Raw genomic sequence first — 22,880 nt, forward strand, 5'->3', positions numbered from 1 at the left:
CCCTGAATTTCTGGGGCCGAGCTCCCACTACGACCTCAAAGGAGAGGTTTCATGGTTAACGTTTCTACTGAATATGAAAAGGTTGCCGAGCCAACTCGGACCCAGATCATGCGGGCTACGGTTGCGGGCACGCTCGGGACAACCCTCGAGTACTACGACTACGTGATCTACGGCCTGGCAACCGCGCTCATTTTCAATCAGCTCTTCTACTCGGACCTGCCTCCAGCGATTGGATTCATCGCAGGGTTCGCGACTTACGCCGTCGGCTTCATCATCCGGCCAGTGGGAGGACTGATACTAGGTGCGATCGGTGACCGGATCGGCCGCAAAGTAATCATGGTTCTCACCATCGTCTTGATGGGAGCCGCTACGTTTGCGATTGGCTTGCTGCCGACTTATGAACAAGTTGGTGTTATCGCTCCGCTTCTACTTATCGTTTGTCGCATGGCGCAAGGATTCGCGACCGGAGCTGAACTCGCGAGTGCTTCATCGCTCATGGTTGAAACAGCACCGCGCAAGCATCGCGGTTTTGTAGGATCGTTCGTTTCCTTCGGTACCAACTCAGGAAACCTGCTCGCGACCGTAGTATGGCTTCTCATTTCCATGCTGCCTGAGGAACAGCTAATGAGTTGGGGGTGGAGACTCCCGTTCCTTGGCTCAATCGTTCTTACTTTCCTTGGCCTTTGGATCAGAAAGGGCGTGAAGGAAAGCCACATCTTCGAGTCGGTGGCAGAGCGCCAGCGTAAAGTTTCGATGGGCGAGGTTTACAGGAACTTCTTCAAGTCTGGTTGGCGATCATTCCTCGTATGTTTCGGACTTCGTATCGGTGAAGGTGGAACGAGCGCAATTTATCAAGTGTTCCTTGTCGGGTATATTGCCACGCTTCCGAACCAATCGCAGTCGATGGGCGCAACGGCGCTTCTGATCTCTTCTCTCTTTGGTATTGTTGCGATCCCACTCATTGGAATTTTGACCGATAAAGTCGGCCGTCGACGAGTGTTCATTGTCCTGGCTGCGATTCAGCTTCTATTCGCGTTCCCGGGCGTAATGATGATTGAAAGCGGTAGCACTGTTGCAATTATTGTGGCGTTCCTGATTGCTTCCGGAGTCTGTGTGCAGGGTATGTATGCAACTGAGTCTGCCTATATGGTTGAAATGTTCGGCTTGAAGCACAGGCTTACGGGTGTCACGGCATCCAAAGAGCTTGGTGGTCTCACGGGTGCTGGGATTGCTCCGCTGGTTGTGGCTGCGCTCCTTGCTGCCGTTGGTCACTGGTGGGTTATTGCAGCGTACATCGCGGTGCTCGCCGCAATTGGTTTGGTCTCGGCAATCATTAGCCCCGAGGTGAAGGCCCGCGACCTGACTGTCGACGAAGACGCGATGTAATAAATACATTGAGCTAGAACGAAGGCGCCATAAGTTATCAAGAACGTACCTTATGGCGCCTTTGTGAGTAGCGGACGCTGGTGGTCAGGGATGCCTGCGTTCGCTTTATGGAGGGTTGATATGAAAGCAATAGTTGCAAATTCTGGCGGTGGCATTGGAATTATAGATGTTCCGGAATCATCAATTGAGCGCGGACGAGTGAGGATCAAGGTTGTCTACGGAGGTATTTGTGGAAGTGACCTTCACTATGCTCAGTCCGGTAAGAACGGAATATATGAAATAACTGAACCAATGGTTCTAGGGCACGAAATTGTTGGGATTGTAGAAGCTGTTGGTTCTGATATCGATGATGTTTCCGTAGGTGATCATGTAGCAGTCCACCCTGGTATTCCAACACCGCCTCCGGGCGGGGAATTGGGTCGCGGATACCACCTTGCTGAGTGTGGAACATATTTTGGTAGCGCCTCGACTTCGCCTCACACGCCAGGCGGGTTTTCGGATTACGTAACGGTGAATCACTCCCAGATACGTATGCTTCCGGAAGGTCTTTCCCTACGTCGTGCTGCACTCGCTGAGCCCTTATCGGTGGCGCTACATGGAATACATCAAGCGCCGTCTGGCATCACGGATGCCAAGGTATTGGTTGCTGGTGCGGGACCGATTGGTAGTCTCGTGGTGATTGCCCTTCGCGAACGCGGTGTTGAAGACATTACAGTGACGGATATTGTGCCTAGAGCAGTTGAAACTGCGAGTCGGGCAGGGGCAAAGAAAATTATTTTGTTAGGAAGTGACGGGCCTCCTGCCACGGAATCCTTTGATCTGATTATTGAGTCTTCGGGTAGTACCCATTCGTTGATCTCGGCTCTTGACTGGGTCCGTCGTGGTGGGACAATCGTGCAATTGGGACTGCTTCCGTCCGGCGATCTGAAGGTGCCGCTGGCGTCCTTGGTGAGTAAGGAAGTTACCCTGCGCGGTTCCCAGAGATTTGATGTAGAGATGGATGAAGCCATTTCAATGCTTGCTCGGAATGATTGTTTTGACGAGATCGTGAGCGACGTTTACCCTGCGTCTCAGGCGGAACAAGCGTTTTCTCTTGCTGCAGATTCATCGCGTTCGTCGAAAGTGCTTCTTCAATTCTCCGATGATCCGACTGAGTAGAAGTATTTTCCAATGTCACTTGAGATTGATTGACAGAGTGGCGGTCACCTTCGAGCCGCTTGAAGTGCCATGACGCGGCTCGCGCTGAAGCCGAACTCGAAGTCCTGGTGATGCATGCATGCGTGTTCCTGGACACGTCAAACCGGTTGTTGCTGAAGCATTGAGTGCACAGCGCGACAGGTCACCCGGGCTCCACTAGACAACCTCGACAACTCGCGAGCCGCCCCCGCAACCGAATCGCCGCGGAATGCCCTACAATCGTTTGCCGTTTATGGGTAAACAGGCGAAGATGGGACTGAATTCTAGGAATTCCAAGCTAATTCTTGCGGTGAGCCGAAGGGGAACGCTATTAGCGGCAACTCGATAGAGACCATGGTCGTAGTCATCATCGAAGACGACCCCGATGTTGGGGTCTTGCTCGATGATGTTTTTCGGTCGGCGGGCTTCGAGACGATCCGCACGACCTCCGGTCTCGAGGGCGTGGCGGCGGTTCGCGAGTACGATCCGATCATCACCACGGTCGATATTAACCTGCCCGATATCGACGGTTTCGAGGTTTCGCGCCGCATCCGCAAGGTCAGCGAGAGTTTCATCGTGATGATCTCGGCGCTGAGTGACGAGACGGATGTCGTGCTCGGCCTCACCTCGGGCGCGGATGAATACCTCATCAAGCCATTCCGGCCCCGCGAATTGCGCGCCCGCATCGAAGCACTCATGCGCCGTTCCCGCACGCTCACCGGCGCCGCGCCAAATGTTTCGGCCGCGCCTACCTTGCGCGTCGTGTCGGATGCATACCCCGACCAAGCTTCGCGGGTCGCCTCTGGCGCGCACCCCGCTGAATCCCGACGTCTGACCTCCGCTTCGACGCACCTTCCGGATGCCCCGGCCACCGAAACCTCGCACCTCGCGACGGGCGCCCGGGCCATGGACGCTTCGTCCTCTGCCTCGGATGCACCCGCCGCCCAGCCTTCGCGCTTCGTCTCGGACGCACAAGTCGCGCAGTCTCAGCGGTTCGGTCCGGATACACCCGCCACCCAGGCGCCGAGCGCTGCCCCGGTCTCACAAGTCTCGGCTCCGGCAACACCCACCGGCACGCGGCGCGCGAACCGCGCCCGCGTCGCGCGTCATGAAGCGATCAACTCTGACGTTTACCCCGTAATCCCGGCACGGAACCCAACCGCAACGCTGTCGATCCCGGTGATCGATCAGCAGGCCGGTCACTGGCAGTCGCATCGCGACGTCAGTTTGAATCTCGAAACTCACACCGTGCTGGTCGCGCAGCAGGAAATCGATTTGACGCCGACCGAGTTCGATCTACTCGCGACTCTTCTCGAATCAAAGCGGCGCGTGCGCAGCAAGGCGGACCTCGCGCTGGTGGTTCGTGGGGATGCGTTTGGTTCCGAATCCTTCTACGTCGGTGAGTCCGATAAGCGCGCGATCGAGGCGCATATGGCGAACCTTCGCCGCAAGCTCGGCGATTCCCCGAGCGAGCCGCGCTACATCGAAACAGTCCGCGGTGTCGGCTATCGCCTCACCCGCCAAACCCCACACGACTAGCCCCGCGCCGAGCTCCAGCGCGCCGAGCCGCGCCGCAGTGCCCCGCGCCCTGACGACATGCCACCGAAAATCTAGTCGACCACTCTCAGGAAAGTGGTCGACTGCACTTTCGGTGGTATATCGCGAGAGATGAAAGTGGTCGACTGCACTTTCGGTGGTATTTCGCGGGGTGGAGGTATGCGCGCGGGGCACACCCGGCACACCCGGCACACCCGGCCCAGCCGCCAGCGCAGCTAACCCACCACAGCCCACGGCGAGCGGTCGTGGTCGGTGATGCCTTCCACGGGGTCTTCGCCCTCGTTCCACCACTTGGCTTCGAAGGGGACGCCGTCGACCACGACGCGGTCGCCCTTCTCGTAGAGCACCGCGGAATCCCACGAAGGGTACGTCCCCGCGGCAACCGTCGGCAGCGCGTAGGGTTCGTCATCCGCCATGACGGCACCGACCAGCGTCCAGGCGGTTTGTTCGGCGGCGAGCGTCGGGTCGTCGGGTTCGGGCGCACCGGTGACCCACCATTTCGCGACGTAGATGTACCCGTGCCAAACCACTTTCACGCCGGCCGAGTACGCGCGGTCCGGCGACCAGATCGGGTAGGGGCTCGTGGCCGGGTCATCCGGCACCGGCGTAGCTACCGGCGCCAACGTTGCCGTATCGGCCGGCGCCTCGTCGAAGCCCGCGGCGAGCACGCTCGCAAAGGTCACCGACTGCGGAACGCCACTGCACGCATCCGACACGACCGTGAGGTCGGGGTAGTTGGGCCCGCATTCGCGGTCTCGGTTGATTGACCACATCGACATTCGGGCAAGCTCGCGTTCCTGCGCGAAGACGCTCAGCGTCTGCGCGTCGGCGAGGGTGAAGACCTCTTCGCGAATGTCGTTCTGCCCGATCATGGGGGTCGCGCCCATGAGCGCCCAGGCGCCGCCGGGCGGCAGCGCGATTCGGCGTTCGGCGTAGAGCGAGGCGAGTTGGTCGTGTACGGCTTCGAGTCCCTCGATGGATGCATCGGCCATTGAAAGATCTCCAAGGCCCGTTCCGTAGTTCATCACCATGGCATTGACGCCGGTGAGGTTGACGCCGCCGTCGAGGAGTTGCCGGACGGCCGCAACACCCTGCTCGGTGAGTCCGGCCATAGCGGTCGGCAACGTCACCCAAACGTCGAGTTCCTGCCCCGCATCGAGCCGTTCTTGCTGGAGGATCGCGAGGGCTTGCGCGCGACGTTCCCCGGCTGCAACATCGGTGAGGTTTGTGCCTTCGAGGTCGAGGTCGATGGTGGTCACGTTGTAGCGGTCGAGGACGGCACGGTAGGCGCTCACGAGGTCGTCCACCGATGAACAGGCGGAGGCGAGTTCGGTGTTGATGGCGCCGCCGAAGGAGACGGCGACGTGGGCGCCGTCGCGGCGCATGGTGTCCACGCGACGGTCGAGATCGAGCTGGCTGCCCGCATCCGAGAGGCTGTAGGCGGCGCCCCAGCTCGGCGAACACGTGGTCGGGGAGGCTGCGACCACGAACGCCAGCACTACGGCGCCGGGAGCCTCGCTGTCGACGACCGGGTTTTCGGTGACGGATGCGGCGGTCACATCGAAATAACCGCCGTACCAGCGCGGTCCCGCGCTCGTGCTCGAAGTGGGGGCGTGTTCGCTGATGTACCAGGGCACGGCGGCGATGCCGAAGATCACGGCAAGGCAGACGAGCACGCCGACGCTCACACGCCAGGGGGAGAGTCGCTGGCCCTCGTGTCGCCCGGGGGTCTGCGGGTTCTTACTCATACGTTCTTCACCGTCTCAGTCGCAAAGTCATCGGACACTCCTCGCCGTACCGGGAACCCGGCTCGGGCGAGTTCCGCCACGGCGGCAGCTTCCGGTGTGCCGGGCGCTGGGTGCCCCTCCCGCAGGGCCACGCGCCAGTCCGGCACATCCACATCCGAAGCATCCACCCCATCCGAAGCGTCCGCCTCGGGCTTCGCAATATCCACCCACATCCAGTCGGTAAGGCCGATCCAGACGTCGACCACAGCCGGCCGGACCCCGATATTCGACAGGAAAGCCCAGGTCCCGCAGACGGCGTTGAAGGCCGAGAACCCGAGGGTCCACCAGGAGCCGTCGTACCAGCTGCGCCAGGCGACGAGCACCGAGTAGATGATGATCACAAGCGGGGCGATGATGTAGAGCATGGGGGAGCTCGTGCGGTCTTTCACCTTCGGGGTGCGGGCGAAGGGAATCTTGCGCCCGGTGAGCCCTTGCTGCATTGATTTGAGTACGCCCGCGAGGTTGACCGGCAAGAGGATCAGGTTGAACCCGTAGATGCGGAAGATGTCGCTGCGCTTATAGCCCGAATAACGCAGGTCGCTGGCCATGGCCAGGAAGTAGGGGAGGGCTCCGATGAGGATGAACGGGCTGACGAGGCGCGAGTCGTAGGGGTAGGCGAGGAGGAAGATGAGTCCGAAGCTGGCCCAGGCGATCGAGGCCATGTAGTTCACTCGCTGCGTGATTTCGCCGAGGGTGAGGGGTTTGTGAGCGCGGCGGGCGTCGCGCATCCGCCGCCAGAGTTTGGGCATGATCAGGAGCCCGCCGTTGGCCCAGCGGCGTCGTTGGACGACGAGCGAGCCCCAGTCTGGTGGGGTGGCGCTGTAGCTGAGGCGTTCGGGGTAGTTGACGAGGCTCCAGCCGTGGACTGCGAGGTCGACGCTCGATTCGGTGTCTTCGATGACGGTGCGGTCTTGCACGTAGCGGCGCACTTCGAAGCCGTTATCAGTGTCGATTTCGAGGATGTCGTCGAGCGCTTCCATGCGGATGACCGCGTTGGCGCCGACCCAGAAAGTCGCGTTGTACTGCGTCATTCCCTGGTGCAGGATGTGCTGGACGTCGGTGGTTGCCCCGGCAAGACGTTCGATGCGGGTCGGGGCTCCGCGGAAGGATGAGTACGGGGTTTGGACGACGGCGACGGATGCGTGTTCGGGCTGTTCGAGGAAGTGAACGAGTCGCAGGCAATAGTCGCGCAGCAGCACCGAGTCGGCATCGAGGGTGAGCACATAGTCGGAGTAGGGCACTTCAAGGTCGGCCTCGACGCCGCTTGGGGCGGGCAGTAGCATGAGCCCGTCTTCGGTGCACTGCTCGACAAACCGCCCACCGAGGAGCCCCATATACGAGTTGAGGTTCATCGCCTTATTCGCCTCGTGCGACAGCGACGCGTAGCGCTTCCGCTCAAAGAAGGTCACCTCCGCCGAAAAGATCCGTACCAGCCGCTCCAGCAACTCCCGGAGTCGCTCCTGAGGGATGCATGCCCCCTCCGCCAGCGCGGCTTCAAGCGCACTCGCCGTAGTCTCCAGATCCTCCGCCAGCCCAATCAGCACTTCCTCCACAAAGAAGTCGTCAACATGGTCCTCCCGCGGCTCCGTCGCCGCAGCCCCGCGCAGCACCCGCACCGCAAACCGGTACTCCTCCGCGACGAACTCCACCAGTCGCTCGCTGAGTAGGCCCCCGGCCGTATCGAAGCGCCCAAGATTGACGTCACTTCGATACGTCGCTCCGCTCCTACTCAGTGACCGGCTCTCTCCCCGCCCGCTGAGTAGGCCTCCGGCCGTATCGAAGCGCCCCAACGCACCCCGCACCCTCTCAGCAGGCCCCCGCAACGCCGCCTCAATCTCGCCAGGCACCGCCCGCGTCGCCTCCAGTCGCGCCGCAACGACAGGATCCGCAGGCTCCGGCTTATCGTCAATCAGCAGCACCACCCGAATTGCCGGGTATTCCTGCAGCGCCGCCGACCACAGCGTCTTCCTCACCACAGAGGTCTCTTCCGCATAGCTCGGCACGAGCACGGTCAGCGGTTTGTGTTCCACCGTGAAGTGCCGGTCGAGATCCGCTCGCGAGGCCCGCTGATGCTCCCGAAAGCGCTGATACGCCCCGAGCCGGGAGACGAGGTACATGAGCGCCGAGAAGGTCAGCGCCGACACCACGAGCACATACGAGAGCCCCTCGACCACGCGCCAAGCGGTGTCAATCACGCCCGAGAGAAAGAGCGTCATCGTGACACTCAACACGTAGCAGGCCCACATCACCACGGTCAGCCAGATTGCCGCGCGCGCCAGAATGAGCTTCCGCATCGAGGGTCGCTCGTGGACCGAGGGGAGGGGTGGGCGCGGTTTTTCGGTGCCCCATTGGCGACGCTTTCGTCGCGGAGCGATGTGGGTCATGAACGGTTCCTCAGATTGCCATTCCGATATCGCCGGTGCGGCGATCCATGAAGAAGCATAGGATGTTCAGGGCCACTAAACCCCTGACCCGGGCAGTTCTTTGCAGAATCTTGAGGGAATCCTGAGGGGCGCCGTTCTGGGTTATCTTTATCAGGCATTGCGCCCCGAGCAAGCACTGCCCACAAGCAGGCCGGCAAACGCTCCGCAGGCATCCCCACAAGCATCCGAACCCTGAATCGAGGCCGCACATGGTGCGCACAATGTCCGTGTGGCGTTGGCAGCTCATCTTTGCGGGGAGCATTCTCGCGATCACCGTGATGGTGCTGGGCCTGCGCCCGGAGGTTTTCGCCGCCCCCACGTATCTCGCCGGGCTCGTCACGATTCTCGCGGCGACGATCACAGTGTTGGCCTTGCCGTGGGAGTACCTCTCGGCCCGGCTCGTGTTCGCGGTGCCGCTGGTGGATGCGCTCGCGATTGGGTTGATGACAAACGTTCCCGATATTCGATTCGGGATGCTCTGGGTCTTTCCGGTGGTCTGGGTTGCGATGTACTACTCGATGCGGCACGTGCTGGTGATCCTCGCGCTTGTGACGGCGTGCCTGATCCAGTTCGGTCACCAAACCAGGGACCCGAGCGATATGCTGCTGCGCGCCCTAGTCGTCTCGCTCACGCTGTGCTTCCTCGGCGCCACCGTGAATATTGGCGCGCGGCGTGCCCGCGCGAGCAGGCGGCTGCTGCGGCGGCAGGCCGAGCAGATCGGTTCGGCCGCGGAGCGCGCAAAGGCCCATCGGCAGCGGGTCACGCAGATCATCGATTCGCTCGATATTGCGCTCGTGGCGGTGACCGACTGCGGCACGATCATCGAAATGAACGATGCCTATCGCAGGCTTTACGGCCGTGACCACAAGGGCACCAGTCTGAGCAGCACGGTGGTGGAGTATGACGATTGGCAGGGGGAGCCGCTAGCTCCCGAGCAGAGGCCGCTTGCCCGTGCGGCCCGCGGCGAAACGCTCAAGGATGAGCGCATTTGGCTGTTTGACGCCGAGGGCCAGTGGCACGCGCTTGAGGTTTCGACCGAGCCGATGGCGAGCGTCACGGGGGATGCGCACACGACCCTGCTGATCATGAATGACATCACCGCGGCGCTCGCGGCGGCGGAGGAGCGCCGTACCGTGGCGACGATCGTGACGCATGAGCTGCGGAACCCCCTCACCGCAATCCTGGGGCACGTCGATCTCTTGCTCGAGCAGGAGGATCTGCCCGAGCCGACCGCGAAGAAGCTCGAGATCATCGCGTCCGCGGCCGAGCGGATGCAGCGGCTCGTCTCCGCCACGCTCGACCAAACCCGATCGGAGGCGCAGCTGCTTTCCGAGCCGGTCGATCTTCGGCAGCTCTCGGAGTCCTCCATCGCCTCGTTCCTCCCCACCGCCGAGCAGCAAGGCCTGTCGCTCGATATTGAAGGGGCCGACACGCTCCCGATTTACGGGGATGCCTTCCGGCTGCGGCAGGTGTTCGACAACTTGCTCAGTAACGCGGTGAAATACACGCCCGAAGGTGGCCACATTGCGGTGCGCCTCGGCGCGAGCGCCGAGGGTGAAGCCGAGGTCACCATTGCCGACACCGGTACCGGCATCGCGCCGGCCGATGTCGACCGGATCTTCCAGCGCTACTACCGCAGTCAGGATGCACTCGACAGCGGCATTCCCGGCACCGGTCTCGGGATGAACATTGTTCGCGAAATCGTCACCGCGCATGAGGGCACACTCGAGATCAAGAGTGATCTCGGCGAGGGCACCTGCATCACGCTGCGGTTCCCCCGGCAGCCGATTACCAAGGAGACCGCCTGATGTTCGCTACGACTATGACAGCGACCGCTACTGCCACCGCCGTCACGATTACGGTGGATAACTCCGTGAGCCTCATCGCGCTTGTCGCCGTGTCCACCGCGCTCGTGATTGGCCTCGCGACGCTCGCGCGCCCGAGTTACGCCACGATCGCCTGGGGTGTCGGGTTCGGGATTGGTTTGGTGGGCACCTTCCTCTGGGTCGCCGGTAACCAGTTCGAGCACCGCGTGCTGCAGGCAGTCGCATCAGGGCTGATCCTGAGCTTTGAGCCGTGCATTTGGTTGGGGCTGCGCTACTTTTCGAGAAAGCGGCCGATCTGGTGGCCGGTATTGGCATTCGTGATCGGGGCGCCAGTGGTGCTCGGCATCGGTGCTCTGACCGACGCCTACACCGTGATCTTCCGCGCCGTGTACCTGGTCGCCGGCATCTTCGCCGTCCTGATTGCAGTGGAACTCATGCGGGGTCGGCGCACCGGCCGCGATATGGTCCTGCCCCTGGCGATCGTGTCGTGTCTCTTGGCAGCGGTCGCCGCGGTGAGTTTCGTGGTGAGCCTGATCAACACCGATCTTGTGAGTGGCGAATCCCAGCTGACGGTGCTCCGAGACATCAACCGCATCGGCATTCTCATTAGCGCGGTGTGCGGGGCTTTCACCCTGGTGTTGCTCGTGCGTTCGGCACCGACGGCCGCGCCGCAAGATCTCGAAGATCTCGAACGCACCCGCAGCCGTTTGCTTCGCGCAAAGGACCAGCGTGACCGCAACTGGTCGGTGCTCGATATCCGCCTGGATGACCGGGCAGACCTTCGCGAGGCATGGACAGCAACGACCTACCGGCAAATCGTACAGACCTTTCAAGAACGCGTGTGCCGGATGCTTCCCGCGACGGCGGATGCACACCGCGTCGCCGATGACCGCGCCATCGTCGTGATTCATGGAGATGAGGATGCAGTCGAGCGCTACCTGCGGTCGCTCCTACGAGCCATCAGCGTGATCGAAGAGGAAGGCCCCCTTGCGGGCGTTCGCGTCTCGGCGAGCGTCGGCTGGGCACCGGCGGCCGTCGCTGGTTACGAGTTGGATGAGCTTGTCCAGACCGCAGCGGATGCCGCAACTCGTGCCCGACGTAATGGTGGCGACCGGTGGGAGCGAGTGCAGGTTCCTCGGCAGATTCCCCGGCAGACGTCACCGAAACTATAGTCACCAGTTCACGGTGGCCCAACTATCATGTCTCTACTAATGTAGGACCCTGTCCAGATAACAAAATCATTACAAAATCCTCGGAGCACAAAAACTTTCGCAAAACTGCGTCATAGTTTGTATATCGTGCGCGTGAATCAACAAATAACCTGATCCATGTCGGGACATAATTGAGATAGGTTTCTTGCAAAACGGACAGGACTTTCCCAGGTTGGTGAATCGCACCTGCCGGGTGGCCCAAAACTCTCCGTGTGATCTAGCTGTGCGAAGGAAAACGAATTGTCTCTCACGAATAGATCGACGATTGATGCTGCCTCGGAGTGGCCAACGCGGCCTCTACTGTGGCGACGGCTGCCGAGTTTGAGCACCACAATTACTTCGATCCGAGGAGAGGGTTCGATTGATGAATTTTGACGTGACCAAGGCAGTCATCCCAGCCGCTGGTCTTGGGACCCGCTTTCTCCCAGCCACCAAAGCGATCCCGAAGGAGATGCTTCCGGTAGTTGATCGCCCCGCCATTCAATACGTCGTCGAAGAGGCTGTTCATGCGGGCTTAGATGACATCCTGATGGTTACTGGGCGAAACAAGACACCCCTCGAAAACCATTTCGACCGCGTCCCGGCTCTTGAAGCTGCGCTAAAGAATCGTGGGGACGACAAGCGTCTCCGCGCGGTTCGCCAAGCGTCCGAACTTGCAGATGTTCATTACCTCCGTCAAGGGAGCCCTCTCGGTCTCGGGCATGCAGTGCTACGGGCCGAGCAGCATGTTGGAGGTAAATCATTTGCTGTCCTTTTGGGTGACGACATAATCGAAAATGGCGGTGAGCTCATGAAAGCGATGATTGATGTGCATCGAGAGACTGGCGCCAGCGTTGTCGCCGTTCAAAAAGTGCCAGAGGAACAGGTCTCGTCGTACGGAGTGATTTCACCTGATGCTGAGCGTAGTCAGAAGGTGCCCTTGGCTGATGATGGATCGTGGCAGGCGCTTTGGGTGAATGGCCTCGTCGAAAAACCTCGATTGAAAGAAGCGCCTTCAAACTTAGCGATTATTGGGCGCTACGTGCTTCGCTCAGAAGTGTTCCAGGTACTCCACGAAACGGATCCAGGACGGGGTGGCGAAATTCAACTAACTGATGCGCTTCAGACGATGGCAACACGGCCTGACCTCGGTGGCGTGGTTGCATTAGTATTTTCGGGGAGACGCTTCGACACCGGTAATAAATTGGATTACTTGAAAGCAAATATAGAGTTTGCAATGGTTCACCCAGAGATTGGCTCTCAAGTGCGTGAATGGATTAGGGAATATTCATTGCAGATGGATAAATTGACGGACCCTGATCCCCTTCTAAACTAGCCTTTGATGGCCAAAATCTAGTTACCCACACCCCGAGTTAAATAAGAAATCTTAGTATTCCCCTCGAAGCTCTTAGCTTCACGCCTGTTCACATTAACTTTGTACGCTCCCTCCCTGGTTGCATTGCTTGAATCAAAATGATGCGAGAACAGGGCCTGCTCCAGGAGTTGCAGAATGCTAAACAAGAATTTGAGGACTAGTTTCGATGCAATCAAATCCGCAAACTCACGCATTCCCGCCACAGGACGACAGTGCGAAAATTGATGAACCTCATTCATCTTCTGTTCCTATGAAGTCTCCGACTCAGAGCAACACCTCGTCTTGGGAAACCGGGCGCGGGCGCGGATGGCGTGTTAGGTATAGTCGATACCTATGGTCCACTGACTTAATCGTTCTCATTGGCGTAGTTTTTGGTACGCAGTTCGCATGGTTCGGCTTCGGAAACGTGGAAGTTGCTACGACGACAGACGCTTATGGATTTAACATTCCGTATTGGGTTTTTTCCACGGGCCTTGTGTTTGCATGGATGTTTGCGCTAGCCCTACGTGATTCTAGAAGCGATAGAGTCGTCGGTGCCGGGAGTTCAGAGTACATTAACGTCGTTCACGCGAGTGTAGCGCTCTTTGGTATTGTAGCAATCGTTGCCTTCCTTACCAGGATTGAGGTGGCGCGTGGTTACCTCTTACTTGGTCTTCCAATGGGCATCACTCTGCTGTTGCTCGCTCGATGGCTCTGGCGCCAATGGTTAGTCTCGAAGCGGGCGCTGGGTGCTTATATGGCGAGAGTATTACTTGTAGGTTCGCGAAGCTCAGTTCAGCAGATACTGTACGATCTCACCAAGAACCCTGGTGCCGGATACCTAGTCGTTGGCGCGTGTATTACAGACGGTAAAATTGGTGACAAGATTGAAGCGGCCGGTAGAAGTGTTCCTGTTTTTGGTTCTGCTGACGATATTCCCAAAGCAATGGAATCGTCAAATGCTGACACTGTGGCAGTGACGAGCACTGGGAACCTGTCTCCAATGAAAGTCAAACAAATTTCTTGGAGTTTAGAAGCTGGCCGACAACATTTGATATTGGCGCCAAGTATTACAGATATAGCCGGTCCTCGTATTCATACAAGACCAGTCTCTGGTCTTCCTTTAATACATGTTGAGACACCGCGGTATTCGAGAGGGCAAAGGTTCGTAAAGCGAACGGCAGATCTCATTTCTTCAATTCTTGGAGTGGTCGCCATAAGTCCGTTGCTGATTTTTCTCGCAGTAATAGTAAAATGTTCAAGTCGTGGGCCAATACTATTTAGGCAGAAAAGAATCGGTCGTAATGGGCGCGAGTTCGAAATGCTGAAGTTCAGATCGATGGTTGAGAATGCAGAAGATCTGTTGCCTTCTCTTCTGGATCAACGAGACAGCGGAAATGAAGTCCTGTTCAAGATGAAGGACGACCCTCGAATCACTAAAGTGGGACGTTTCATGCGTCGGTATAGCCTGGATGAACTTCCTCAACTCTTTAACGTTATCAGAGGCAATATGTCGTTAGTGGGTCCCCGTCCTCCACTCGCCCGGGAAGTCGAAACATATGATTCTCACGTTCATCGCCGTTTCCTAATGAAGCCCGGTATCACGGGAGCTTGGCAAGTCAGCGGTCGTTCTTCCTTGTCTTGGGATGAGTCAGTACGTTTGGACTTGGCTTACATCGAGAATTGGTCGCTTTCTCGCGACCTTATAATTTTGTTGAAAACTGCAAAGGCAGTTCTTGCGCCCGGTGAAACGGCTGCCTAGAGAGTGATCAACCGCAAGAAGTTGGCTGTTAATTCGAGCTGCTATTCACAGCCCGATTTAGTTGTCCAATTCTTATAAAAAGTATTGCCGATGTCAACGAAAGGAAAACAAGTGCAGAATGTAGTCATAGTAGGCCAGGGTTATGTAGGCCTGCCCCTCGCCGCTGGTGCAGTTAAGGGTGGATTCAAGGTTTATGGACTCGACCTAAACGATAAGAAGGTCGCTACCCTGAATTCTGGTAAAACGGTCATCGATGATATTTCCTCGGAGGAGATATCGAGAATGATTGAATGTGGATACGAAGCCACGAGTGATTCAAGCGTATATGGTAATGCTGACGTAATTGTTATCTGCGTACCGACGCCTCTTGGGGAAGCGAAGGCACCCGACTTGAAGTACGTAAAGGATGCAGTTGCGTCAATCGGTCAGCATGTTAAGGCTGGCACCCTCATTATCCTCGAGTCCACAACGTACCCAGGAACGACCGGAACACTTGTAGCACCGATTCTGGAAGCAGCGGGGTTTCAGATTGGTAAGGATATTTTTCTGGCGTTCTCTCCGGAACGTATTGATCCTGGTAATACTACTTATGGCTTGGCTAACACTCCAAAGGTTGTCGGCGCAGATGACCCCGAGTCTCGACGCTTGGCACAACAATTTTATTCCAAGATCGTTGACGAAGTTGTGCTCGTGTCTGGAACAGCAGAAGCTGAGCTGACCAAACTTCTTGAGAACACATATAGACACGTCAACATTGCTCTAGTGAACGAGTTAGCCATGGTGTGCAAAGAACTCGATATTGACATCTGGGAAGTAATCCGGGCGGCTGCAACCAAGCCTTTCGGTTTTCAAGCGTTCTACCCTGGACCAGGAGTTGGCGGACACTGTATTCCAATCGATCCAAATTACCTTAGCTATCGTGTCAAGGATTCCCTCGATCGACCCTTCCGATTCGTTGAACTTGCCGAAGAGATAAACTCTTCCATGCCGGCCTATGTGGTAACGCGCGTACAAGAAGTCCTAAATGGTCAGCGGAAGGCACTCAACGGGAGTAAAGTATTACTTCTTGGAGTAACGTATAAGAGCGGTATTTCAGACACGCGGCAAAGCCCCGCTGTACCTATTGCTCAGAAATTGACACAAAACAAGGCTGTCGTATCGTTCTACGATCCTTTCATCGAAGAGTGGGAATTCGAGCCGTCCCGAGTCATTGCTCGATTGAGTGACTTGAACGCCGCCGTGAAGGAAGCTGATATTGTAGTGCTGCTTCAAAATCATCATGAGCTAGACCTCGAGAAGATTTCGAGCGACAGCAAATCCTTCCTGGATACGCGCGGCGCCGTAGGTGGAGAAAGAATTGAAAGACTCTAGAGACATATCTGACAATAGTGCCAAATATCAGTGTAAGGCACTGGGAGTGGAAATAACTCCATTCCGCATGAACGATTTTTTGTCGACTCTGTCTGATAAATTTCGGAACAGTTCAAGAGCGATTGTTGCCGGACATAATCTTCACAGCGTCTACCTTTACCACTCAAACCATAGCATGCGCGTTTTTTATGAGTCTGCATCGCTAGTACTGCCAGACGGGATGCCGGTACAAATTGATTACCGTCTATCTGGGGGAAGAATAAAATCTGAGAGAATCGGTTCCACAGACTGGCTCCTCCACCTTGACAGAGTCGAGCATCTTTCTCGATTGCTCATCATCGGGGCAGGGGCGAAGGCCAACAGCCGTACCGTCGACAGAATGAAGAAATTACTACCTCATTGCATAGTTCGTGGGATACCCGGTGATCAATGGGACTCAGAAAAAGAACGTCAAGCTATCCAAGCTTATGAAGACTTTCAACCAAATTTAACATTATTGGGCTTGGGCATGCCCCTTCAAGAATCAGTGGCATTGCGTCTCCAAGAACTACCGTCTGGCGGCACGATTGCCACAGTCGGCGGCGCTATAGATCAACTTGCTGGCGAGCAAAGAAATTCACCAAGGTGGTTGGGGCGCCTGGGGCTAGAATGGTTGTGGCGCCTCATTACTCAACCGTCTCGTTTAGCTCACCGTTATCTTGTTGAGCCATGGAAACTGCTTTCACTTCGACTGAAAATGCTAACGAGACAAGGTCACTAGGCTAATCAAAATGAAGAATCTCTTAGTCTCTGCGGTTATTCCGACCATCGGTCGTGACTCCCTTCGAGAGTCTGTTGAGTCCGCATTGAACCAAACGAATTGTTCAGTCGAGGTTCTGGTCGTGTTGGATGCTCCTGAGGAACGCTCGCGAGTAGGAGTGATTCTCGAGGGACTTCCGTATACCCTTCTATTTACTGACCGGGAAGGAGGCGCCGCTGCCAGGAATGTGGGATTAGCAGCAGCTAGCGGTGACTATATTGCCTATCTAGACGACGACGATACTTGGCTTCCGAATAAATCAAGTAGGCAAATTTCGGCAATTAGCCAAAGTACCAATCCTCTTCGGACATTTTCGGTCACTGGTTCGCAGTTTATCCGCGAGGATGGAACTATTGCTGCAAACAGCGCATCTATTTATCAAGGTTCACCTGAGGATTTCCCGAACTACTTAGTGGCCAGGAGATCACTAAGGCATGGCAGCGTTTATTTCCAGACACCTTCGCTATTTGGCCCGAGTAAACTCATGAAAGATAATCCTTGGGACTCGACGTTACTCAAGCATCAAGACTGGGACTTGTTTGTTCGTCTCGTTGCGGAAGAGCAGGCCAATTTCGTCATTGTCGAAGAACCACTCGTTACAGTAAATCAGGGATCGCCAGGGTCTGTTTCTCGTTCTTCAAAGTGGACAAGAGGAGCGACTTGGCTGGCGAAACATAACCATCTCATAACTGGTCGGTCAAGGTCAGATTTTATTCTGCTTCACATTCTGCGACCCGCAATTGCTAATCACTCGTTAAAAGGTGTGAGCATTGCCTTCCGAAACTTTACCGGTGCCTTACCGCACTCGGGAGCATTTCTTAGGTTTATTGCTGGTCTAGTATTGAATAAGTAGAAGAACTTCATTGACTGATTATATATTCCTGATTTTCGGGAAAGCGAGTTCCGCGGCCGCGCAAATGGTCATGCTTCTCTTCCTCGCTTCTGACCTCTCTGCGCAACAACTTTCATTAGTCTTAGCGATATACTCGCTTGCTTCGATCGTTGCTTCAATAGGTGACCTCGGACTCGGTACTTTTGTTATGCGCGAGTCATCGTATGGGGACATTGGGCGAGCAAATCAGGCCATTTATACTGCCAATGGCCTAGCAGTAGTAATGGGTATTCTTGGAACTAGTTTTCTAGTAATTGCGAGCGCTTGGTTGCCGGCCCTCCTACCGACTTCACCTCTATTGTTGTGGGCGGCAACGGAACGCGCAACAGAAACTCGTTGTCTTCGGTTGATAGCCGAGACAAAAATCCTGCGAGTTTCACTAATTACCGCTGGACGGAGACTTGGGGCTCTTCTTATTTTTTTCGGATGCTTGTTCTTCCTAGATACTGCGTGGTCCTTCTCCGTCGCGCTCTTAACTGCCTCGGCTGCAGCTTTTGTCATAGTTGCCTATTTCACGCCTATTCCTTCAACTACAAGGAGAAATTATGGCTTAATTGGGGAATCAATTCCCTATATGTTGAGTGGAGTGTCGGGGCAGCTTCGAAATCTGGATGTGCCTGTTATCACCATGTTCCTTTCAGCACCAATTGCTGCGGCATACGGACTGGGCTCTAGGTTGTCAAGTCCATTTATGTTGGTTTTTTCATCTATGTCTAATATTATTCTTACACGGGCCCGTGATATGCCTAGACATAAATTGATGTTGTATCTAACTTCACTAGTTGCAGGAGCGGTCGTCATGTCTGTATGCGGACTATTTCTGCTACCCGTAATCACATCCGTATTGTCTACTTTTGTTGAATGGATAACGCCCCAATATTCCTTGGTTATCGTTCTTGTGGCATGTAGTTATCTATTCGCAGGAACCGGAATTATTTTTGGTTCGGTCTGTGTCGCACATGGTCTTCAACGCGAACTTTCTCGAGTAAATCTGATCACTGTCGTAGTGAGTCTAGGGCTAATCGCCACGGTTTCGCTGATATTTGGATTTGGCTGGTTGGCGGCATGCGCTTCACTGACTTGTTATGCGACTCAGCTCGTGACGCTTGGCAGCTTGATCTGGAAACGTACCCAAGGAAGATAGATTAAATGACCGATTCCATCGTTGTTGCTATCGCAACTTATAAGCGCCCAACTGAACTTGAGCGACTCATTAGATCGATATTGATCGCAGCCGATTGTGGACCCAGCCTCAGTGTTAACATTATTGTAGTTGACAATGATGAATTGGGTAGTGCTCGAGAGGTAGCAGAAAGCTTTAACGATTCGAATATAGAGTATTACGTGCAGCAAATTCCGGGCATAGCTGCGACTCGGAACCTTGCTATCGAGAAAGCAGGTGAGGTCGACTTCATAGTCTTTGTTGACGATGATGAATTCGTTGAGCCGCAATGGTTGACGGAACTCATTAGAGTTCAAAAAGTTACGGAGGCAGAGCTTGTTGCTGGGCCTGTAAAATCCATATTGCCTGCTAAATCACCGAAGTTTATTCTAGAGTCCGGAATATTCGACCGTCCAGAGCGGCCCGATGGAGCCACGATCATGGAGGCAGGAAGCGGTAACTTGTTGTGCTCGTATCGGGTGTTTCAAACGCGCTCTAAATCGGAATGGTTTTCTAATGAATTCGGACTTACTGGCGGTAGCGATGCCGAGTTGACCCGTCGACTTCATCGCGAGGGCAATCGAATTGTGTGGGCAAGCAATGCTGTGGCCTGGGAATATGTTGAACCGCAGCGAGTCTCTCTTGGTTGGCTTTCAAAGCGATACCGTCGTGTGGGTGGGGTTGATTACCGTTTGAGCCCAGGATCATTTGGGAGACGTATTCGTGGAATTACAAGTGGTGCGGCAAGGATCATTAGCGGGGCTCTCCAAGTATCGATTGATGCAGTTCTCAAAAGGCAACTGAACGCATCGGGATTCCGACGATTATTCCGTGGTGTTGGATATATTGAGGCGGCCACTAGGGGTGGCTTTGTCGAATATAAGCGTTCGAAGTAGTGCAGTGGTCTTTGTTTGCTATAGGGTGTGATCCAAGTGGGAGGAGTTCGCACACAAACCTACGAAGTGCTCACAAAGTGATAGTTCGATTCTATGCTGGTCGGACTCATTCTCTAGCCAACCGAAGAGCCGCCTCATATGCGAAAATTGAGTAATTACGGATGAGCTCGTTCTAAATATCCAAACCTTCCGTGATGGTACGAATCGGTCACTGTTTCAAAGTTCTGTATGTATTGGAGATCTCGCCGTAGTGGTTACAATTTCGGATCTAGTCCAACGCGTGTCGCGAAAAGAATCTGCGCGGAGAATCGGTCTTGCGTCTGGCCTGCCAGCACGTGACCATAGACCGGAACTCGATGGACTTCGAGGTCTCGCGCTTCTCGGTGTAGTTTTATTTCACTATTTCGGTAATGGTCGCGTTTCGGGTGGAATCGACATCTTCCTAGCCATCTCGGGTTTTTTATTTACCGGTATGCTGCTTAGGGAATCGGTTCAGTCGGGTGGGACGATTGACTTATGGAAATATTTCGCGCGTTTAGTTCGACGGATAATTATTCCTGCAGTGATTGTGGTCCTAAGTATTTTAGCTGTCGGATTGCTGATTCAGCCTTCAACAAAATTTCCCCAACTTTTTGCTGAATCACGTGCATCGCTCCTATATGTTGAGAATTTTGAATTAATTAACTCACAACTCGCGTACGGGGCAGCTGGGCCTGCTAGTTCTCCTTTCCAGCATTTTTGGTCACTTTCAGTGCAAGGGCAATTTTATTTGATCTGGCCACTTGTTACCGTAGTCGCTGTCTATCTCGCCAAGAGGCTAAGAACTTCTGCCGTCCTAGTTATGGCGTCGCTAATAGGCGTGATCGTGATCGTCTCGTTCTTGCTGGCGATACGTATCGGAGATTACAACCAGGACGCTGCCTATCTGATGACCGTGACGCGTGCTTGGGAGATTGGCTTCGGCGGAGTCTTGGCACTGTTTGGAGCGACAGTGCGACTCCCTAGAGCGTGGCGATTCTTTGTGGGGTGGATTGGTCTCGCACTAGTTGTATCGTGCGGTTTCTTCATTGATGGAGCTATGCTTTTCCCTGGGCCATGGGCGCTGTGGCCGTTGGTTGGATTCGCGCTAGTTATGGTCGCATCGAATCCGTCTGTGGAATCAGTAGCTGGTCCACACTCCAAGTGGAGTTCTCATGGTTTTCTATCAGCAAAGCCCCTCGCATGGATTGCTCAAAGAGCATATGCGATTTATCTTTGGCATTGGCCGCTCCTTGTTTTTTATCTTGAGATACGAAGTAAGCATGAATTAAGCGTCTCTGAGGCCGTGGGTCTTTTGATTGTCGCTCTTGTGCTTGCAATGCTCATGTATCGATTCGTCGAGAAGCCGTTAAAGGTCGCACAGACCTTCGGACCCTACTCTTCAGGCAGCGACCGTAAAACTGTGAATCGCATGCTGGTTGTTACGGCGGTACTCTTGCTCACTGCATCTAGTGTCGGACTAACTGCATTGAATCGTGTTTCAGAGGCGGAGAAGCAGATTGGCTGGGATTTCGATAACTACCCCGGCGCCTTGAGTTTATATAATGGCGAAGCAGTGCCAAAGGTCGATCAGTACTTACCATCCACGGGTGCTTTGCGACACGAGAAGGCAGCATTTTATGAGCGCAACTGTTATCAACCGATGGGGAATGAGCCTGGCACTGATCGTATCCAGGTTTGTGAAGATCCTAATAGGCCAGAGAACCCGAGCGCCACTATCGTTTTATCAGGTGGATCGCACGCAGGCCATTGGTACCGCGCTTGGGAAGTTCTCGCGGAGAAATATAATTGGGAACTCTTAGTAGTAAATAAAGACGCTTGTGTGTTTCAAGCTGTTAGTGACACTCAGAATGACATGTGTCAGTCGTGGAATGCGAACTACATGGAGTGGTTATTAACGGCCGACGTGGATCTAGTAGTTACGCCTGGCACACGAATGCTTACTGGGGAGCCTGAAGTAATTTGGCCAGGTGCTCAGGATCGGTGGGAAGAGATAACCGCTACCGGGACACATCTTCTCCTGATGAGAGGCACGCCACGCCCTGGGGGGACTCAAGTTGACGATTGTCTGGCTGGAGGAAATACTCCCGTCGAGTGTGGTGCAGATTCAAACCAAATAGCTGAGCGGAATCCTATGGAATTGGTCACTTTGCCGGACAAAGCGTTTTACGTTGATTTGACCGATTATGTGTGCCCGGCCGTACTTGGTGAGGAAGAAGAAAATTGTTCGGCGGTCGTTGGCAACGTCGTTGTTTGGTATGACGGATCGCATCTCACCAATGCCTACGTTGAAACGTTGACTCCTATCCTTGAGGAACAATTGGTGACAGAAGCGGCGTGGCTCTTTGAGTGAGTGTGGACCGTTTAGCCGCAGTATTCGGTAACGCACGTGGGTCGATCCTCTAGTGCGGGCGCGGGTACCCAGTAGCTGTCAAGCCCCGGGTTTGGTAGAGGGTTTTTTTCTTGGTTCTCTAGGCGGCTAGTGCCATTGGTTGGTGGAGGTCGTGGGCCTCGGCCGGGGTCAGGTAATCGATCCCGGAGTGCAGGCGGCGCTGGTTGTACCAGCCCACCCATTCTGATGTCGCGGCCATGACTTCGATCAGCCCGCCCCATTCGTGGCAATCGATTGTTTAGCAGTCGTATTCGGTAGCGCACGTGGGTCTATCCGGTGTGTTGAATATTCGCTTCGTCAGGGGCCATCGATCGAGGGTTCGGGAGCCAGCCCACTAATTCTGGAATCGTGGGCTTCGGGGCCACCGATGGTGTGCTTGGGGGCCACCCTGAGCCGTCGTCACTAGTCTCCTTCTGCCGTGTGAAACAGGCACACGGCAGAAGGAGACCATCAATGGTACGAAAAATCAGGGCAAAACTCGTGCTCCAGCTCCGGACTGAGGGCTTATCAGGCCGGGTGTTTAGCCGTCGTATTCGGTAGTGCGTGTGGGTCTATCGGGTAGAGCGGGCGCGAGTATCCGGTAGCGGTCCCGCGCCCGCCTCACGATCACTCCCGTGGGGATTGTTCAGCGACGTGTCGACGCATGTTTGGCCCGTTGAGCTGGACGAGTTCAGCGTTGGACACGATCCGGTTCAGGATCGATTCCGCGATCACCGCGTCATGCAACGACCGATACCAATCTGGCTCTTCACGAACGAGGGTGTAGTCGGTTGAGCGCGTCGGTGGCCGGGTAGGGGTCGAGGTCTCCCGGATGATGGAAGTTCTTCACGCTTGCCATCCCGAAAGACCTCGACGTGCTCCACTCTAC

Annotated in this window: 16 protein-coding genes; 13 read left to right on the forward strand and 3 right to left on the reverse strand. The window is 55.5% G+C overall.

The features are described 5' to 3' along the window. The first annotated feature begins 51 nt into the window (after positions 1 to 51). From F8O05_RS13865 to F8O05_RS13875, 3 genes are all read left to right on the forward strand, one after another. Entirely contained in the window at positions 52 to 1,386 is a 1,335-nt protein-coding gene (locus tag F8O05_RS13865; RefSeq protein ID WP_158053340.1) for an MFS transporter, read from the forward strand. Between the two features lie 120 nt (positions 1,387 to 1,506). Next, positions 1,507 to 2,544, forward strand: a complete 1,038-nt coding sequence (locus tag F8O05_RS13870; RefSeq protein ID WP_192497202.1) for an alcohol dehydrogenase catalytic domain-containing protein — start codon at positions 1,507 to 1,509, stop codon at positions 2,542 to 2,544. A gap of 372 nt (positions 2,545 to 2,916) precedes the next feature. Further along, positions 2,917 to 4,101 (forward strand): winged helix-turn-helix transcriptional regulator, encoded by a 1,185-nt coding sequence (locus F8O05_RS13875; RefSeq protein WP_158053342.1) that lies wholly within the window; start codon positions 2,917 to 2,919, stop codon positions 4,099 to 4,101. Positions 4,102 to 4,334: 233 nt separating this feature from the next. On the opposite strand, the gene F8O05_RS13880 is transcribed toward F8O05_RS13875, so the two are convergent. Together F8O05_RS13880 and F8O05_RS13885 are read right to left on the reverse strand one after the other, a co-directional pair. Beyond that, positions 4,335 to 5,867 (reverse strand): chitinase, encoded by a 1,533-nt coding sequence (locus F8O05_RS13880; protein ID WP_158053343.1) that lies wholly within the window; start codon positions 5,865 to 5,867, stop codon positions 4,335 to 4,337. Beyond that, complete coding sequence (locus F8O05_RS13885; protein ID WP_225735924.1) at positions 5,864 to 8,290, reverse strand: glycosyltransferase family 2 protein; 2,427 nt, start codon at positions 8,288 to 8,290, stop codon at positions 5,864 to 5,866. The genes F8O05_RS13880 and F8O05_RS13885 overlap by 4 nt, the downstream gene beginning before the upstream one ends. Before the next feature lie 260 nt (positions 8,291 to 8,550). Here F8O05_RS13885 and F8O05_RS13890 point away from each other — a divergent pair, with 260 nt between their 5' ends. The 10 genes from F8O05_RS13890 to F8O05_RS13935 all read left to right on the forward strand — a co-directional run bounded on the left by F8O05_RS13890 (position 8,551) and on the right by F8O05_RS13935 (position 21,973). After that, positions 8,551 to 10,137 carry a sensor histidine kinase gene (locus tag F8O05_RS13890; RefSeq protein ID WP_225735925.1) on the forward strand — a complete coding sequence of 529 codons (1,587 nt, stop codon included), beginning with the start codon at positions 8,551 to 8,553 and terminating at the stop codon, positions 10,135 to 10,137. Next, positions 10,137 to 11,327, forward strand: a complete 1,191-nt coding sequence (locus F8O05_RS13895) for a hypothetical protein (RefSeq protein ID WP_158053345.1) — start codon at positions 10,137 to 10,139, stop codon at positions 11,325 to 11,327. The genes F8O05_RS13890 and F8O05_RS13895 overlap by 1 nt, the downstream gene beginning before the upstream one ends. Positions 11,328 to 11,730: 403 nt before the next feature. Next, positions 11,731 to 12,681, forward strand: a complete 951-nt coding sequence (gene galU / locus F8O05_RS13900; RefSeq protein ID WP_158053364.1) for a UTP--glucose-1-phosphate uridylyltransferase GalU — start codon at positions 11,731 to 11,733, stop codon at positions 12,679 to 12,681. A 445-nt stretch (positions 12,682 to 13,126) separates the two neighbouring features. After that, on the forward strand, positions 13,127 to 14,461 hold the full coding sequence (locus tag F8O05_RS13905) for a sugar transferase (RefSeq protein WP_225735926.1): 1,335 nt from the start codon (positions 13,127 to 13,129) through the stop codon (positions 14,459 to 14,461). Positions 14,462 to 14,572: 111 nt separating this feature from the next. Continuing rightward, positions 14,573 to 15,832, forward strand: a complete 1,260-nt coding sequence (locus F8O05_RS13910) for a nucleotide sugar dehydrogenase (protein ID WP_225735927.1) — start codon at positions 14,573 to 14,575, stop codon at positions 15,830 to 15,832. Between the two features lie 46 nt (positions 15,833 to 15,878). Further along, the gene (locus tag F8O05_RS13915) at positions 15,879 to 16,592 is read left to right on the forward strand and encodes a WecB/TagA/CpsF family glycosyltransferase (protein WP_158053347.1); all 714 of its coding nucleotides are present in this window, start codon (positions 15,879 to 15,881) and stop codon (positions 16,590 to 16,592) included. Between the two features lie 10 nt (positions 16,593 to 16,602). Then, positions 16,603 to 17,484, forward strand: coding sequence for a glycosyltransferase family 2 protein (locus F8O05_RS13920; protein ID WP_158053348.1), 882 nt, complete (start codon positions 16,603 to 16,605; stop codon positions 17,482 to 17,484). Between the two features lie 10 nt (positions 17,485 to 17,494). Continuing rightward, positions 17,495 to 18,667, forward strand: a complete 1,173-nt coding sequence (locus F8O05_RS13925; protein WP_158053349.1) for a lipopolysaccharide biosynthesis protein — start codon at positions 17,495 to 17,497, stop codon at positions 18,665 to 18,667. A 5-nt stretch (positions 18,668 to 18,672) separates the two neighbouring features. Next, positions 18,673 to 19,581, forward strand: a complete 909-nt coding sequence (locus F8O05_RS13930) for a glycosyltransferase family 2 protein (protein WP_158053350.1) — start codon at positions 18,673 to 18,675, stop codon at positions 19,579 to 19,581. A 280-nt stretch (positions 19,582 to 19,861) separates the two neighbouring features. Then, a complete protein-coding gene (locus tag F8O05_RS13935; RefSeq protein WP_192497203.1) occupies positions 19,862 to 21,973 on the forward strand; it encodes an acyltransferase family protein in 2,112 nt (703 codons plus the stop codon). Positions 21,974 to 22,091: 118 nt separating this feature from the next. Here F8O05_RS13935 and F8O05_RS13940 read toward each other — a convergent pair whose 3' ends face one another. Next, positions 22,092 to 22,247, reverse strand: coding sequence for an integrase core domain-containing protein (locus F8O05_RS13940; protein WP_318655830.1), 156 nt, complete (start codon positions 22,245 to 22,247; stop codon positions 22,092 to 22,094). Positions 22,248 to 22,880: the final 633 nt, after the last annotated feature.

It is taken from the genome of Gulosibacter chungangensis (genome assembly GCF_008831155.1).
Taxonomy (GTDB): Bacteria; Actinomycetota; Actinomycetes; order Actinomycetales; family Microbacteriaceae; genus Gulosibacter; species Gulosibacter chungangensis.

Excerpts from the sequence above, each read along its gene's own strand:
- F8O05_RS13875 (WP_158053342.1), top strand. The coding sequence starts at position 2,917 with ATGGTCGTAGTCATCATCGAAGACGACCCCGATGTTGGGGTCTTGCTC.
- galU (WP_158053364.1), top strand. The coding sequence starts at position 11,731 with ATGAATTTTGACGTGACCAAGGCAGTCATCCCAGCCGCTGGTCTTGGG.
- F8O05_RS13885 (WP_225735924.1), bottom strand. The coding sequence starts at position 8,290 with ATGACCCACATCGCTCCGCGACGAAAGCGTCGCCAATGGGGCACCGAA.
- F8O05_RS13930 (WP_158053350.1), top strand. The coding sequence starts at position 18,673 with ATGACCGATTCCATCGTTGTTGCTATCGCAACTTATAAGCGCCCAACT.
- F8O05_RS13895 (WP_158053345.1), top strand. The coding sequence starts at position 10,137 with ATGTTCGCTACGACTATGACAGCGACCGCTACTGCCACCGCCGTCACG.
- F8O05_RS13870 (WP_192497202.1), top strand. The coding sequence starts at position 1,507 with ATGAAAGCAATAGTTGCAAATTCTGGCGGTGGCATTGGAATTATAGAT.
- F8O05_RS13880 (WP_158053343.1), bottom strand. The coding sequence starts at position 5,867 with ATGAGTAAGAACCCGCAGACCCCCGGGCGACACGAGGGCCAGCGACTC.
- F8O05_RS13920 (WP_158053348.1), top strand. The coding sequence starts at position 16,603 with ATGAAGAATCTCTTAGTCTCTGCGGTTATTCCGACCATCGGTCGTGAC.
- F8O05_RS13890 (WP_225735925.1), top strand. The coding sequence starts at position 8,551 with ATGTCCGTGTGGCGTTGGCAGCTCATCTTTGCGGGGAGCATTCTCGCG.
- F8O05_RS13865 (WP_158053340.1), top strand. The coding sequence starts at position 52 with ATGGTTAACGTTTCTACTGAATATGAAAAGGTTGCCGAGCCAACTCGG.